The 14,236-nt window shown below is 54.0% G+C and carries 13 protein-coding genes; 4 read left to right on the top strand and 9 right to left on the bottom strand.

The features are described from left to right. Positions 1-62: 62 nt before the first annotated feature. Genes G549_RS0104780 through G549_RS0104770 form a run of 3 tightly spaced genes read right to left on the bottom strand, consistent with a single transcriptional unit; the run spans position 63 to position 2,754 of the window. Positions 63-998, bottom strand: coding sequence for a carbon-nitrogen hydrolase family protein (locus G549_RS0104780; RefSeq protein ID WP_027834067.1), 936 nt, complete (start codon positions 996-998; stop codon positions 63-65). Then, positions 995-1,579, bottom strand: a complete 585-nt coding sequence (locus G549_RS19080; RefSeq protein ID WP_051213375.1) for a flavin reductase — start codon at positions 1,577-1,579, stop codon at positions 995-997. Before G549_RS19080 ends, G549_RS0104780 begins: the two co-directional genes overlap by 4 nt. A 23-nt stretch (positions 1,580-1,602) precedes the next feature. Beyond that, on the bottom strand, positions 1,603-2,754 hold the full coding sequence (locus G549_RS0104770) for an acyl-CoA dehydrogenase family protein (protein WP_051213373.1): 1,152 nt from the start codon (positions 2,752-2,754) through the stop codon (positions 1,603-1,605). A gap of 145 nt (positions 2,755-2,899) precedes the next feature. Here G549_RS0104770 and G549_RS0104765 point away from each other — a divergent pair, with 145 nt between their 5' ends. Continuing rightward, on the top strand, positions 2,900-3,589 hold the full coding sequence (locus tag G549_RS0104765; RefSeq protein ID WP_027834065.1) for a winged helix-turn-helix transcriptional regulator: 690 nt from the start codon (positions 2,900-2,902) through the stop codon (positions 3,587-3,589). 66 nt (positions 3,590-3,655) lie between these two features. Here G549_RS0104765 and betA read toward each other — a convergent pair whose 3' ends face one another. The 3 genes from betA to betI are packed head-to-tail and all read right to left on the bottom strand — an operon-like array spanning position 3,656 to position 7,473. Next, positions 3,656-5,314 (bottom strand): choline dehydrogenase, encoded by a 1,659-nt coding sequence (gene betA / locus G549_RS0104760; protein WP_027834064.1) that lies wholly within the window; start codon positions 5,312-5,314, stop codon positions 3,656-3,658. Between the two features lie 10 nt (positions 5,315-5,324). Further along, positions 5,325-6,779 carry a betaine-aldehyde dehydrogenase gene (gene betB / locus G549_RS0104755; RefSeq protein WP_027834063.1) on the bottom strand — a complete coding sequence of 485 codons (1,455 nt, stop codon included), beginning with the start codon at positions 6,777-6,779 and terminating at the stop codon, positions 5,325-5,327. Positions 6,780-6,786: 7 nt separating this feature from the next. Next, on the bottom strand, positions 6,787-7,473 hold the full coding sequence (gene betI / locus G549_RS19075; RefSeq protein WP_051213371.1) for a transcriptional regulator BetI: 687 nt from the start codon (positions 7,471-7,473) through the stop codon (positions 6,787-6,789). Between the two features lie 98 nt (positions 7,474-7,571). On the opposite strand from betI, the gene choX reads away from it, so the two are divergent. The 3 genes from choX to choV all read left to right on the top strand — a co-directional run bounded on the left by choX (position 7,572) and on the right by choV (position 10,435). Further along, on the top strand, positions 7,572-8,495 hold the full coding sequence (gene choX, locus G549_RS0104745; protein ID WP_027834062.1) for a choline ABC transporter substrate-binding protein: 924 nt from the start codon (positions 7,572-7,574) through the stop codon (positions 8,493-8,495). An 84-nt stretch (positions 8,496-8,579) separates the two neighbouring features. After that, entirely contained in the window at positions 8,580-9,416 is an 837-nt protein-coding gene (gene choW / locus G549_RS0104740; RefSeq protein ID WP_027834061.1) for a choline ABC transporter permease subunit, read from the top strand. Beyond that, positions 9,413-10,435, top strand: a complete 1,023-nt coding sequence (gene choV / locus G549_RS0104735; RefSeq protein WP_027834060.1) for a choline ABC transporter ATP-binding protein — start codon at positions 9,413-9,415, stop codon at positions 10,433-10,435. The genes choW and choV overlap by 4 nt, the downstream gene beginning before the upstream one ends. Before the next feature lie 48 nt (positions 10,436-10,483). On the opposite strand, the gene G549_RS0104730 is transcribed toward choV, so the two are convergent. The 3 genes from G549_RS0104730 to G549_RS21190 all read right to left on the bottom strand — a co-directional run bounded on the left by G549_RS0104730 (position 10,484) and on the right by G549_RS21190 (position 14,231). Continuing rightward, a complete protein-coding gene (locus G549_RS0104730) occupies positions 10,484-11,938 on the bottom strand; it encodes a glycosyltransferase family 2 protein (protein ID WP_027834059.1) in 1,455 nt (484 codons plus the stop codon). Further along, the gene (locus tag G549_RS21195) at positions 11,931-12,974 is read right to left on the bottom strand and encodes a HEAT repeat domain-containing protein (RefSeq protein WP_027834058.1); all 1,044 of its coding nucleotides are present in this window, start codon (positions 12,972-12,974) and stop codon (positions 11,931-11,933) included. Before G549_RS21195 ends, G549_RS0104730 begins: the two co-directional genes overlap by 8 nt. Positions 12,975-13,043: 69 nt before the next feature. Next, positions 13,044-14,231 (bottom strand): response regulator transcription factor, encoded by a 1,188-nt coding sequence (locus G549_RS21190; RefSeq protein WP_051213369.1) that lies wholly within the window; start codon positions 14,229-14,231, stop codon positions 13,044-13,046. Positions 14,232-14,236 lie beyond the last annotated feature (5 nt).

Below are 14,236 nucleotides of genomic sequence, written 5' to 3'. Positions count from 1 at the left end.
AAGCGACTGAAACCGGCGGCACTGAGATGCAGTTTTGTTGAACAAAACCGCCGGTTTGATTGTCATTTAAACGAAACTGGCCGCTTATGTGTTCGGTCAACCGACAGCGAGAAAATGTCTGGCCGCGCATAGTGACCACTTGCATCAAACTTCCGGCGTGAAGCTTTGGCCGCCGCCACATCAATTTCGGCAACAAGCAGTCCCTTTTCCCGGTGCATCGGGCCGGCTGCAACCCCACCGAACGGCTGGTAGACAACCGCATCGCCGGGATTTACCCATTCATCTTTTTTCGGAAACAAGATGTCATAGTGGGGGATGTCGGTTGGGATGTCAGACGCCTCAAGCGCCGTTGCACACCCAATGACCCAACAGCCACCCTCGCGGGCAATGTGTTGCATTGTGGCAAGCCATGTGTCGCCACTGTCCCATGTTGGCGCCACATAGATGTCGATGTTTTGCGCATAGAGTGTGTATCGCGCAAGCGGCATGTAGCTTTCCCAACACAAAAGCGCACCGATGCGGCCAACAGCGGTATCCACCACATTAAGTCCGGCCCCATCGCCAAAACCCCAAATCATTCGTTCAGGATTGGTCGGCATGAGTTTTCGATGATTGTTGGCAATTGTACCGTCCGCATCAATCGTGATGCAGGAATTGAACAGGGTCGAACCTGAAACTGCGCCGTCAACTTCCTGATACCCCGCAACGATGACCATTTCATGCTCCGCCGCCGCTTCTTGCAAGGGGGCCATGCCGTTTTTGCTCAGATCGATGGAATTAGCTTGAAGTTGGGCAAATAAATCGTCGGTCTTGCCCATATCCGCCCCGGGCGAGAGGCGCCAACAAAAGGTTGGGTAGCCCGGAAACCACGCTTCTGGAAAAACGAGCAGCTTGGCGCCGTCTTTAGCGGCCTTTTCAACAAGGCCAATGGCGCGTTCCATGCTGGCTGCAAGATTTAGATATACAGGTGGTTCCTGTACAATCGCAATTTTAGTCATGCGCTTTCTCCATTTGATTTGAGAATTTGTACGGTGTGGTAGTGCTGCTGATGATAGACAAGAGGAGCCTTCTTTTGGTCCTTGCCAATCTTTATCGCTCGGGCCGTACCAAAGATCACCGAATGGGTGCCGACCTCGCGAATGCCAGTTATGTCGCAATCAATTGCGGCGATTACATTGGCCACAATCGGCGCTCGATCCATGTCCGAAATAGCGCCACAACGGATAAAGCGCTCCGCCATTCCGACCCGACCAAAGCCTGCAAACATTTCGGCAATGTCTTGCTGGTCAGCAGCCAGCATGTTGATGCAAAATGCGCCATTTGCCTTCACAAAACCGTTCATGCGATGCGCCCGATTTAGGCAAACCAAAACGGTTGGCGGTGTATCCGATACCGAACACACCGCTGATGCTGTGACGCCGCATCGCCCCGCGGGGCCATCGGTGGTGATCACGTTCACCGCCGCAGCCAGCCGCGATAAAGCATTTCGGAATGCAGCCGCATCAACCGAAGATAGTGGGTGAGGGGCCGCCGCGCCTCCTGCATTCAATCGTTCGCTGGCTTTGGCGTTTTGTCCCATGGTTTTAGCTCCCAAAACCTGTGCTAGTAGATTTCCGCAATCGGGTGCCCGAGCGCCATGGCGCCAGCATATTCGGCCTGCACTTCTTTCTGGAGTGGATGATAGCGGGCGGCCTGAATATCGCGGAATCGCCGTTCCAATTCGGTGCGGCGATAAAAGCTCGCACCACCGGCCAGTTCCATCGCTAATTCGACGGTCCGGATGGTGTTCTCTTCCACCAAACGGCGGCCGATCATCACATCATTGACTGTGTTGGCAGATGGGGCATTGCGCTCAGCCGCCTCAATCATAAAATTATGCGCCAGCCGCGCGGCAACCAGCGCATTCTCCATTCTGCCTGCAATTGCCTGTGCGCGATGAGAGATCGGCTTCATGCCAGCAATGTCAATCGCGATGTCACGTGCGCTTTGTGCTACGCCCAAATAAACCGCGTAAATCAGCGGGAACGCAATGGTTGCAATCATCTGGAATGCCGGGTGCCACTCACCTGCCTTGCGCTGAAGCGGAATTTTGTCATCCGCGATGAATAGTCCATCAATTTGCACATCGTGCGAACCGGTTCCGCGCATACCCATTGTGTGCCACGTATCCAAAACAGTGACCTCTGGCGCGGCCATGGGAGCCCCGAAATGCAGAACGGTTTTTTCGCCGTTCTCCTCAAAAATGGCGCTGGTCATCAGAATATCGCCTGCAGGTGCCCCGGATGAAAACACCTTGCGTGCGGTGATCTTATATCCACCGTCCACCCGATCCGCTTTGCCAGAACCGCCGATCCAGTCGGATCCGCCCGAGCTCAACAGCACCAGTTTTTCTGCCGCAATTCGACGCAAAAGGGGCTCCACCATCGGACGCGCTGGCTCTTGATGATGCCAGCGCCACGCGGGGATCGCCACCTGATGCGTATGCATGGCAAGTGCCAGACCCGTTGAGCCGCAGGCCGCCGATATAATACTCAAAACCTCGCAAAGGGTGCGTACACTCGCGCCTTGACCACCCAACTCCGCAGGCACCGCAGCACATATCAGCCCGGCGCTTTTCAACTCGGCATAATTTTCGGCAACGAACTTGTCATTGTTGTCATGCTCTTGCGCCTTGCCGGCAAAAGATTCAGCCAGAGTTTTGGCCGTCGCATTGAAGTCGATAGCCGTTTTTGATCTATCCATAACTTGTGCCATGTCCTGTTCTCCCTCGTATCGTGAATGTGCAAACAGGTTCCTCCCATTGGCCGCGCAGCGATAGTCCAGAAACTGTACTGGACCACCGTCACAATTCGGCCTAGGCTAGAATGACTAAAACTCCGGACCCGAAAGGGGGGCACTTATGCGCGGCAGTTACGGTCAGTTTTGTCCAATCTCGATGGCTTCTGAAATCCTTTGCGCGCGCTGGACGCCGCTTCTAATCCGGGAATTTTTATGTGGCAGCACGCGGTTCAACGACCTTCGGCGTGGCGTGCCGCGAATGTCACCATCATTATTGTCCAAGCGGCTGGGTGAGCTTGAAACAGTGGGTGTTATTCAATCGTTCAAAAACAAACAAGGCACGCAAGAATATCGCCTCACCAAAGCTGGTGAAGACCTCCGGCCCCTTATTATGGGGATCGGGACATGGGGGCAAAGATGGGTGGAGACAGAGGTTTCCCTCAATAATCTCGATCCCGAATTGCTGATATGGGACATGCATCGTTGCCTGAACATCGCCCCGCTTCCCGCGCGGCGCGTTTGCCTGCAATTCGTCTTTAGTAACTTGCCAAAGGCGAGACAGAATTACTGGCTGCTGGCCGACCCCCAGTCCGGCGTAGAGGCCTGCTATGCCGACCCCGGTTACGACGTTGATCTGTTTTCTGAATCCACCTTGCGCACAATGACCGCGATTTGGATGGGGCTGGACACGGTTGAAAGGGCCTTGGATGAAGGCAGGCTCGAGCTGAGTGGCGAACGCGAAGTGATCACCTGCATGCAAGAGTGGCTCGGCCTAAGCCCGTTCGCACATGAAAAGCGAATGGTTGATTAGCATTGGATCGTCAGCATCGGTTTCCGGCTGAACCATTTGTGAATGGAGTGCCGGGCGGCCCCAAAATTATCGTTGGCTTTCTTCCCAGTTCGGCGCGATCCAAGGTCCAACATTTTCTCTTGGCAAGGGGGCTTTGCCAAGAATATGGTCAGCCGCCTTTTCCCCGGTCATAATCGAAGGCGCGTTGAGATTGCCGTTGGTGATGCGCGGGAAAATCGAGCTGTCTGCGACCCGCAGTCCATCTACCCCGATGACGCGACATTCGGGGTCGACAACGGCCATCGGATCACTGGCCTTGCCCATGCGGCACGTCCCACACGGATGGTATGCGCTTTCCGCGTGATCTCGAATGAAATCATCGAGTTCGGCGTCCGTTTGAACGTCCGCTCCGGGCTGAATTTCGTGGCCGCGATAGGGTGCAAAAGCATCTTGCGCGAAAATCTCGCGAGTCAGCCGAATGCAAGTGCGGAAATCCTCCCAATCCTCAGGGTGGGACATGTAGTTAAATTTGATCTTCGGCGCATCTGACGGATCATTTGACTTCAGGGAAACGCTGCCGCGCGACTTGGACCGCATTGGCCCCACATGCGCTTGAAATCCATGACCTTCCGCCGCCGCTTGCCCGTCATAACGCACAGCAATCGGCAAAAAGTGATATTGAATATCCGGATAATCCACGCCCGGCTTGGAGCGGATAAAAGCTGCGCTTTCAAATTGGTTAGAGGCGCCAACGCCTTTGCGCGTGAACAACCATTGCGCCCCAACCCAGGCTTTGCCCAGCAAATTCCAATATTTAAACAGGGACACCGGCTTGGTGGCGGCTTGCTGAATGTAGAGCTCAAGGTGATCTTGCAGATTTTGTCCAACGCCTTGGCGATCTGCCACCAATTCAATGCCATGTTCTTGCAGATGTGCCGCGGGACCAATGCCAGACAACATCAACAATTTCGGCGAATTGATCGACGAGGCTGAAATGATTACTTCTGCCGTCGCGCGGATGGTCTCAATCTTGCCTTTGTGCTCGATTTCAACGCCAGTGGCGCGACCGTCTTCAACGACAATTTTACGGGCAAGTCCGCGCACAACCGTAACGTTGCCAGATGCAATGGCGGGTTTGAGATAGGCTTTATAAGCCGACCAGCGCTCGCCATTATGGATCGTCGCATCGTAAGGCCCAAAACCTTCTTGCTGTTGGCCGTTATAATCATCAGTTGTCTGGTAGCCAGCTTGCGCGCCCGCTTCCACAAATGCCTTCACCAACGGATTGTCGCGCTTGCCACGGGAGACATGTAATGGACCATCCTTACCGCGCCACGAAGGATCACCCCCATGGCCGCCATCATCCCAGTTTTCCATCCGCTTATAGTAAGGCAACACGTCGGCATAGGCCCATCCCTGAGCGCCCATTTCGGCCCAATTGTCAAAGTCACGCGCGTGCCCGCGCACATAGACCATGCCGTTGATCGAGGACGAACCGCCCAGCACTTTGCCACGTGGTGTGACCAACCGACGGCCGCCCAGATGCGGTTCTGGCTCGCTTTCATATCCCCAGTCATATTGCTTCATATTCATGGGATAGGATAACGCGCCGGGCATTTGAATAAACGGACCCGCATCGGTGCCGCCATATTCCACGACAATGACTTTTTTGCCCGCTTCGGCGAGACGATACGCAATGGCACAGCCCGCGGAGCCAGCACCGATGATCACATATTCTGCGTGCACAACAATTTCCTTAAAACGGGGCTTCGACGTCGTTCATGCCGACATAGACGGTTTTGATCTGGCTATAATGCTCAATCGCCGCTTTCGAGTTCTCACGGCCAACGCCAGATGCTTTCATGCCCCCAAACGGCGCTTCAACGGGGGTAAGATTATAGGTGTTGATATAACATGTACCCGCCTCAAACGCTGCCGCAACGCGATGGGCACGGGTTAAATCTGAAGTGAAAACGCCTGCGGCAAGGCCAAATTCAGTGGCGTTTGCACGGTTGATTGCTTCTTGCTCATCGCTAAAGCGCAACACCGACATCACAGGACCAAATATCTCTTCTCGGGCAATGGTCATCTCGTCGGTCACATCGGCAAAAAGGGTGGGTTCGATATAGAACCCGTCGCCGTCGATCACCTTGCCGCCTTTGACCAGGCGGGCGCCTTCGTCCTGACCAATGCGGATATAGTTTGCAACAATGTCGCGCTGGCGGGCAGATACCATGGGGCCGATTGTCGTGGTCTCATCCATGGGGTCGCCAATAATTGCATTGTCCATCCGCACAGCAACGCGGGCAATGAATTTCTCGTAAAGCGCGTCCTGTACGAAGACCCGTGTGCCGTTGGAACAAATTTGTCCCGTTGAATAAAAATTGCCATTGATGGCGGCGGCAACGGCGTTTTCCAAATCCGCATCATCAAACACAACAATGGGCGATTTGCCACCCAATTCCATGGTGACATGACGAATGCCATCAGCGGCCGCCGCATAGACTTTACGTCCCGTGGGCACAGAGCCGGTAAGCGATACCTTGTCAACGCGCGGGTCGGTTATAAGCGAATGGCCGACGCTGCCTGCGCCTTGCACCACATTAAACAGCCCTGCTGGCGCTCCTGCCTCATGCAAAATTTCGGCAAGTTTTAGCGCGGTCAAGGGCGTCATTTCTGATGGTTTGAACACCATCGCATTGCCGCAAGCAAGGGCAGGTGCCGCCTTCCAGCTGGCGATCTGGATCGGGTAATTCCATGCACCAATCCCCACACAAACCCCCAAGGGTTCACGCCGTGTATAGACAAAATCGCCGCCTGCAACGGGGATGTGTTCGCCCGTCAATGTGCCGGCAAGCCCGCCGAAATATTCGAGCGCATCTGCGCCGGAAGCCGGGTCTGCGATCAACGTCTCTGACAGGGGTTTGCCTGTATCTAGTGTCTCGATTTCAGAAAGCTCACGGTTGCGCGCACGCATAATATCCGCCGCCCGGCGCAACACGCGGCCACGCTCAGTGCCCGACAAGGCCGCCCATTCTTTTTGCGCAGCCTTTGCGCTGTCCAATGCCGCGTCCAAAATGGCGGCGGTCGCAATGTGCAGCGTGGCAAACACCTCGCCGGTATGCGGATAGATTACATCAAACGGTTCGCCGTTTGAGTCGTCCACATATTGGCCATTGATGAAGTGACTGGCTTGGGGGCGGTAACTCATGGTCAATTTACTCCTGTGGGCCAACGAGAATGGCTGTTGGGTCCGGGTCGACCTGTTCGGTCGAGATCACGTCATTTTCTGAAATTTCGGCACATTCGGCTGCGATGGCGCGCATCACATGTTGCGAGCCCTCCGCGCCGTCAAGCTGATGGGTTTCGGCGTCGATCACATTGATGGATCTGGTGTCGAGCGCGTAGCGCAAATAAAGTCCGTCAATCAAACCCGCAATGCGCCGCGCGACGTCTGGCGCACGCACACCAATCTTTGGGCGCAGGGCATCTACAAGGTTTGAGTGCAAGCGGCGTTGATAAACATAAAGCAACCGCCGGGCAGGTTCAGAACGCAGCGATAGGGCATAGAAATTCACCCAAGCCGAAATGGCCTCTCGGCGAAAGCTGGTCATGCCAAAGCTGGCTTCGGCGATGGCTTCCAACCGCTCATCCGCGGTCTTCTTCCCGCGGAGGGCTTGGCGCACATCATTGCCATATTCACTTAGGATTGAGCGCATGGCCGCCAGAAACAATCCTTCCTTGTCCTGGAAATAGTGAAAGGCCAGCCCCGGCGAAACGCCAGCACTTTTCGCGATCTGACTGGTGGTCACATTCAACGTGCCAGTGGAGCCGATTTCATTGATGGTGGCGGCGATGAGTTCCTGGCGGCGTTCAGCTTCCGATTTGCGGGCCATAAAGGTCATTCCAGAGTTGAAGGTTGCATTTCTCGCATAATATATTATTAATTGACTCGTCAATCAATAACTCATGCACTTATGATGTGAAAAAAAGAGGGATCCCAATGAAGCGTACACTTACTGCTGCAATTCTCACGCTGAGCGCAACATCTGCGCTGGCCAACAGTTGCGAAACAGTCACCTTCTCTGATGTGGGCTGGACTGACATCACCGCCACCACCGCGGCCACAACCACCGTGCTTGAAGCCATGGGCTATGACACCACAACACGTGTTTTGTCTGTGCCTGTGACCTATGTGTCGCTTGAAGAAGGCGATGTGGATGTGTTCTTGGGCAACTGGATGCCCACCATGGAAGCAGACATCGCGCCTTATCGCGAAAAAGGTACTGTGGACACTGTACGCGCCAACTTGCAGGGCGCGAAATACACATTGGCCACGAACGCCGCTGGCGCAGAACTTGGCATTAAAGATTTTGGCTCCATCGCTGAACATGCCGATGCGCTTGATGAAACCATTTACGGCATTGAGCCGGGCAATGACGGCAACCGCTTGATCCTCGATATGATCGCGGAAAATGCGTTTGGTCTGAAAGACTTTGACGTAAAAGAAAGCTCCGAACAGGGGATGCTGTCGCAAGTAGCCCGCTTGACCAAAAAAGACGAACCAATCGTATTTCTTGGCTGGGCGCCACACCCTATGAACGCCAATTTTGAGCTGACCTACCTTGCCGGTGGCGATGACTGGTTCGGCGAAAACTACGGCGGCGCAACGGTTTATACCAACACCCGTGCCGGCTATGTTGAAGAATGCCCGAACGTTGGCAAGCTGCTGCAAAACCTAGAGTTTTCCCTTGAAATGGAAAACGAAATCATGGGCGCGATCCTCAATGATGGTGAAGAAGCAAGCGACGCCGCAAAAGCGTGGTTGGCTGCAAACCCATCCGTGCTCGACGGCTGGTTGGCTGGTGTCACCACGCAAGATGGTGGCGAAGCGTTGCCTGCTGTGAAATCAGCACTCGGCCTTTAATCTTAGGCTATAAATTGCGGCCCTGCGCCTTTGTGCAGGGCCGTATTAAGTCTCGCATGTAGACGACGAAGGGGGAAACAGGTCGTGGATTGGCTGACGTCTTACAAAATTCCAGTGGGGAAAGTCGCGAGTGCGATTTTCGAATGGATTCGGGATCATGCGGAGGGCGCGCTTGACCTGCTGTCCCTTGTACTCGAAGCCATGATCGATGGGTTTCTTTGGATTCTTCAGACACCACATCCGCTCTTGGTGATCGCTGCATTCGTTGCGTTCACCTGGCTCATGCAACGCAATTGGAAAACCTGTTTGCTCGTGGCTCTCGGTTTCCTTTTTATTTTCAACCAGGGCTATTGGGAAGAAACCACTGAAAGCCTCACGCTGGTGCTTTCCGCCTGTATTGTGTGCATGTCGGTTGGCGTACCAATTGGGATTGCCGCCGCCCACAGACCGCGCCTTTACGCCATGATGCGCCCTGTGCTTGATTTGATGCAGACCCTGCCGACCTTTGTTTATCTCATTCCCGCGATTGTGTTTTTCGGCATCGGCATGGTGCCCGGCTTGATTGCGACAGTAATCTTCGTGCTCCCCGCGCCAATTCGTCTGACCCAGTTGGGCATTTCCTCCACGCCAAGTCGCTTGACGGAGGCCGTGCGCGCATTTGGTGGAACAGACCGCGATGTGCTGATCAAAGCTGAACTGCCTTATGCACTTCCGCAGATTATGGCGGGGTTGAACCAAACCATTATGTTGGCACTGTCCATGGTGGTGATCGCCGCCCTCGTGGGTGCTGATGGACTTGGTGTGCCAGTCGTGCGCGCCCTGAACCAAGTGAATACAGCCCTAGGCTTTGAAAGCGGCATTGTCATTGTTGTGGTCGCTATCTTGCTGGATCGCATGCTGAACAGAGGGTCGGAACAATGAGTGTAGCTGTTAAAATCGAAAATGTGTCCATCGTCTTCGGTGATGCGCCGGAAAGTGCGCTCCCCTTTATGGATGAAGGGCTAGACCGCACCACGGTTCAAGAAAAAACCAATCAGGTCCTGGGCGTTCATGATTGCTCTGTTGATGTGAACGAAGGTGAAATTCTGGTGTTGATGGGGCTGTCCGGCTCGGGAAAATCAACGCTTTTACGCGCAGTCAACGGCCTTAACCCCGTCGTGCGCGGCGCTGTGCATGTAGACGAGGGCAATGGCGAAGGTCTGATGAACGTGACCGAAGCGGCGCAGGTAGATCTTCGCCGCATTCGCCGCGAACGCGTGGCGATGGTCTTCCAGCAATTCGGCCTCCTGCCTTGGCGTAGTGTCGCTGAAAATGTGGGATTGGGTCTGGAATTGGGCGGCATGTCCAAAGCCAAGCGTCGTGAAGTCGTGCTCGAACAACTTGGACTGGTGGGTTTGTCCGAATGGGCAGATAATAAGGTCAGTGAACTATCGGGCGGTATGCAACAGCGGGTTGGCCTCGCCCGCGCTTTTGCGACCAAAGCACCTATCCTGTTGATGGACGAACCGTTCTCGGCGCTTGATCCGCTTATCCGCACAAAACTGCAGGACGAGCTTTTGGAACTGCAAAAACGGCTGAAACGCACCATCATTTTCGTGAGCCACGATTTGGACGAAGCCTTTAAGCTGGGCAACCGCATCGCCATCATGGAAGGCGGCCGCATTGTGCAATGCGATACGCCGAACGGCATCGCCAACAACCCGGTCAGCGACTATGTGGAAGAATTTGTCGCCCACTCCAACCCGCTCACCTTTTTGCGGGCAAAAGACGTGATGACCGATGCCGACATCAGCGGCGACTTACACGTTGATGAAGACACACCTGTGATGGAATTCGCCGCCGAATTGACCGCGAGCAAGGCATCCGTTGTGGTCACCAAAAACGGTGCGCCGGTCGGCATGGTCACATCGGATTCGCTGTTGCAAAGGCTGGTTACCTAGCCACGGATTTAGGCTGGCATCTTGTGGGTTGGGGGAAGCGAAATTGCGCTATTCTTTGGTGTCGTTTGCGCCAGTGCGCGGCATGTCGCCCCAACCCTCGACCTTGCGCAAAAATTGCCACCAGCCAACGATGCGCCACCAACTATTGAGTTGTCGATAGCCAAAATTCTCGACTAGCGCCACCAGACCAAGTTTCAAAAGGTCGCGCGCTCTGGGGGACCGGGCGAGCTCCAGCTCTTCCAAGATCAAGGTACTAACACTGATAAAAGTGCCAAAAATGAAAAAGATCGCCAGAAATGCAAGCAGAAATGCTTGGTCCAGAATCCCGAGGAAAAACAAAAACGGGAAGGCGACATAGCCGATAAATTCTGCCAGCGGCCCGATCACATCCACCAAAATATTATTGGGCATGGCCAGCATGCCAAAACGTCCATATTTCGGGTTCAAGATCATATCTTTGTTTTTGGACGCCACCTCAAGTGCGCCCCGTTGCCATCGCGTGCGCTGGGTCCGCAAAACCTTTAGTTGCTCGGGTGCTTCGGTCCAGCATACGGGCTCTGGCACATAGCGCATCTTATAATCGATCTTTTGCTCCGCCAAATATCGGTGCAATTTGACAATGAAATCATAGTCCTCACCAATCGTATCTGACGACCACCCACCAACCTTCATTGAAAGATCACGGCGGAAAATACCAAAGGCGCCGGAAATGATCGACAACATATTCCAGTGGCTCCATGCCAGACGGGCCATGAGAAACGCACGGATATATTCCATCGTTTGCACTAAGGGGACAAACTTTGTCGGCAAGTCGATTTTGGTGATGCGCCCATTTTTAACCGTACAGCCATTGAGCACACGAATGGTGCCACCAACCGCAACCATGCGTTCGGGCTCCTCCATAAAAGGACGCACGCAGCGCAGCAGCGATTCTGGCTCCAGCAGGGAGTCTGCATCGACAACGCAATAAAGTGGGTGCCGTGAGAAGTTTAGCGCTGCATTGACAGCATCGGCTTTGCAGCCTCCATTCTCCTTATCGATCACCACCAATTGCGGATAGGCGGGTGAGCCATAAACCCCGCGCACCTTGGCGTGGGGTAGGGTCAATTCATGGGCACGCGTCATGGGCTTAAGGCCAAACGCGTCAATCATCGCTTGCAATGTGTTATCTTTTGAACCGTCGTTCGCGACCAGAATTTCCAAATTCGGAAACTGCAAAAACAGCATCGACCGAATGTTGGCGACAATGGTTTGCTCTTCATTGTAGGCGGGGACTAAAATTGACATGGGCATGACTTCTTCTGAAATCAGCAATTGCCAATTGGTTTCGCTGTCTTGTGCCTGCGAGTGCCGTTTCATCTCCGCATAGGCTGCCGGCAGTTGGATGGCGCTGATCAAGTTTTGCAGCAATCCAATAGCAAAAATGACGCCCAAAAACGCATAGACCCAAAAAATATGGGTGAGAAAAAATGCACTGAGCGATTGGGCCATTTGCTCAAGCATATTGCGTTCCACCCTGCTCAAGCATGATTTGCTGGGTCAGCGCCGCGTGCGGACCTTGTGCGTTGGTGTAGGCCAATAAAAGCGCTTCGCCCTTTGACCCTATCTTTAGCAAGGCTTGGGCGGCGTGATAGGTGACCCACCAATCGGTGTCGTCCAGGGCCTCAAGCAAAACAGCATATGTTTGGTCCGTGTAAACAGATCCCAGCGCAACAATAGCGTCTTTGCGTACATCCACGTGCTCATCTTGGGCCAGTAAATGCAGCGTGTCGATCACATCGGTCGCCTGCAACTCGCCCAATGCGCGCGCGACAGCCCGGCGCACCTGAACAGATGGGGATTGGGCATAATCTACGATGTGGGGCGCCGTGGTCATATCCCCCACATTGCCCAGCGCCATGATGATGGCCGCACACCAGCTCTCCTCGGCCTGTTGCGCCAGCAAAGCCACCAAAAAGGGGGTTGATTGTGGCCCAAATTGTGTGAGCACGTCCGCCATAAAGGCCGCGTTTGTGCGGTCCATTTTCGGAATATGTTCAAATATTTCGGGCAGCTCGTCGTCGTCAGCCCGTTGCGCCAAACCGCGCAAAGCGGCCAGCTGCACGTAAGGGTCAGTATGCGCTAAGTGGGCGTACAATGTGCTTTTGCTTTCCGGGTCATCAAGGTTGGAAAGCAGTGTGAGGACTTGAATGATCTGACCCCGTCCGCTCTCCCGCACGATGCGCTGCAGCGTGTTACGACCAAGCCAATGATCAACAATTTGCGCAACCCTTTTTGCGTCCTGTCCGGTAACGGATCTCACCAAATCCAATGCGGCTGCCAATACCAAAGGAAATTCGCGCGGGGAAATGTCTGGCTTTGTTGTGCCGCTCAGATCCACTGGGCTACTCACCGCGAGCACCAAATATTGCTCGATTTCGTGTCGTCGATCTTTGAACTTCTGCCCCCACCGCGGTAAAAAGATGCGCCGTAGGACAAGTAAAAGCAGAATAGAAATTGCCGCCAAGGCCAAGATGCCGCTCAGCACCCAAATCGACACTAAGATTTGTTCTCTCAGAATATCCCCGCTTTGCTCTTCACGCCCTTAACCTGAAAAGCTGTTTGCGCTTTATGCACCGTACGCGTGAGCGCCCATTGGTTTGCCTTCAACTGCCGCCCGTTCCAACAAGCGTTGGCACCTGAGCACCAGCTCATCCAGGCTAAAGGGCTTGACCACATAGTCTGATGCCCCGAGCTGCAAGCCAGCCATAATGTCTTTATTGTCTCGTTTCGCGCTCAAAATCACCACTGGTATATCCTTGAGCGACGTATTTTGACGCATATTGTGCAGCAGGGCCATGCCCTCAAGACCCGGCAAAATGCGATCAAGAATAACAAGGTCAGGCTTGATGTCCTCCATATCTTGGAGAGCCTGCAGGCCATCGTCATAGCCGATGCATTTCACGCCAAGCGTGCGGAATTTGGCTTGAAGCAAATTCTGCACAGCCTGATCATCATCCACCAACAATATGGTTTGTTTCAAATGGGCCAATCTTGTCTTAAGCTTTTGCGCCACCGCTTCTGCTTTAAAGGGCTTAAGAACATAATTTGAAGCCCCCGCGGTCAGTGAATCCAATACCATCTGCGGTTCACCACTGGCGGTAATCATCACAACGTCCATATGGCGCAGGGTAGCATCCGCCTTGATGTGTTTAAGCAATTCAAGTCCGGTTTTTCCACCTGGCATTTTGTTATCCAGAAGCACCAGATCAAAAGGTATCTTCGCCATAAACTCTTCGGCCTGATCTGAATTCTCGGCCATCGTACATTCTGCATAGTCGGACATAAATTGCCCGAGCAAACTGCGCGTGTCCGCGTCATCGTCAACGATTAGAACGGCCGGTAAATTCGCCAACGCAGCGGGCTTGGGCGTTTCAACAGATATGGGCTGTTCTTCGGTTGCAGGCTGCTGCGCCATGTCGAGCGCTTCGAACTCTGTGCGTGCATCCGCGCACGCATTCAAAAGCGCCAGGATGGCCGGCTGCAAATTCGGATCGTTGGCGCCCACCCGGTCGCGAGCCAGGTCTTCGACAATCAATCCAGTCTCGCTTATGGCGGGAAATTGATAGGTGCGACCGGTGCCAACAAACTTGTGTGCAACCTCTTCCAAATCCTTGAGGTCATCGTCGTTAAGATCGTTGGCCTCAAGTTTGGTCAGAACATCAAGAACGATTTCCTCACGTTCCCACAAATCCTGAATATATGTACGTCGCAGCGCGTGCATCGCGTCAGCAAAATTTCCACCCTCACGCTGCATATGTC

It is taken from the genome of Maritalea myrionectae DSM 19524, from assembly GCF_000423365.1.
Classification (GTDB): Bacteria; Pseudomonadota; Alphaproteobacteria; order Rhizobiales; family Devosiaceae; genus Maritalea; species Maritalea myrionectae.
The sequence above is the reverse complement of the archived record's forward strand: the minus strand, read 5'-3'. Positions and strand labels throughout refer to the sequence as shown.

What these genes read in the sequence shown, in the direction of transcription:
- choV (WP_027834060.1), top strand. Translation starts at nt 9,413, where the DNA reads ATGAGTGTAGCTGTTAAAATCGAAAATGTGTCCATCGTCTTCGGTGAT.
- G549_RS0104770 (WP_051213373.1), bottom strand. Translation starts at nt 2,754, where the DNA reads ATGGCACAAGTTATGGATAGATCAAAAACGGCTATCGACTTCAATGCG.
- G549_RS19080 (WP_051213375.1), bottom strand. Translation starts at nt 1,579, where the DNA reads ATGGGACAAAACGCCAAAGCCAGCGAACGATTGAATGCAGGAGGCGCG.
- G549_RS0104730 (WP_027834059.1), bottom strand. Translation starts at nt 11,938, where the DNA reads ATGCTTGAGCAAATGGCCCAATCGCTCAGTGCATTTTTTCTCACCCAT.
- G549_RS0104780 (WP_027834067.1), bottom strand. Translation starts at nt 998, where the DNA reads ATGACTAAAATTGCGATTGTACAGGAACCACCTGTATATCTAAATCTT.
- G549_RS21190 (WP_051213369.1), bottom strand. Translation starts at nt 14,231, where the DNA reads ATGCAGCGTGAGGGTGGAAATTTTGCTGACGCGATGCACGCGCTGCGA.
- choX (WP_027834062.1), top strand. Translation starts at nt 7,572, where the DNA reads ATGAAGCGTACACTTACTGCTGCAATTCTCACGCTGAGCGCAACATCT.
- G549_RS0104765 (WP_027834065.1), top strand. Translation starts at nt 2,900, where the DNA reads ATGCGCGGCAGTTACGGTCAGTTTTGTCCAATCTCGATGGCTTCTGAA.
- betI (WP_051213371.1), bottom strand. Translation starts at nt 7,473, where the DNA reads ATGACCTTTATGGCCCGCAAATCGGAAGCTGAACGCCGCCAGGAACTC.
- betB (WP_027834063.1), bottom strand. Translation starts at nt 6,779, where the DNA reads ATGAGTTACCGCCCCCAAGCCAGTCACTTCATCAATGGCCAATATGTG.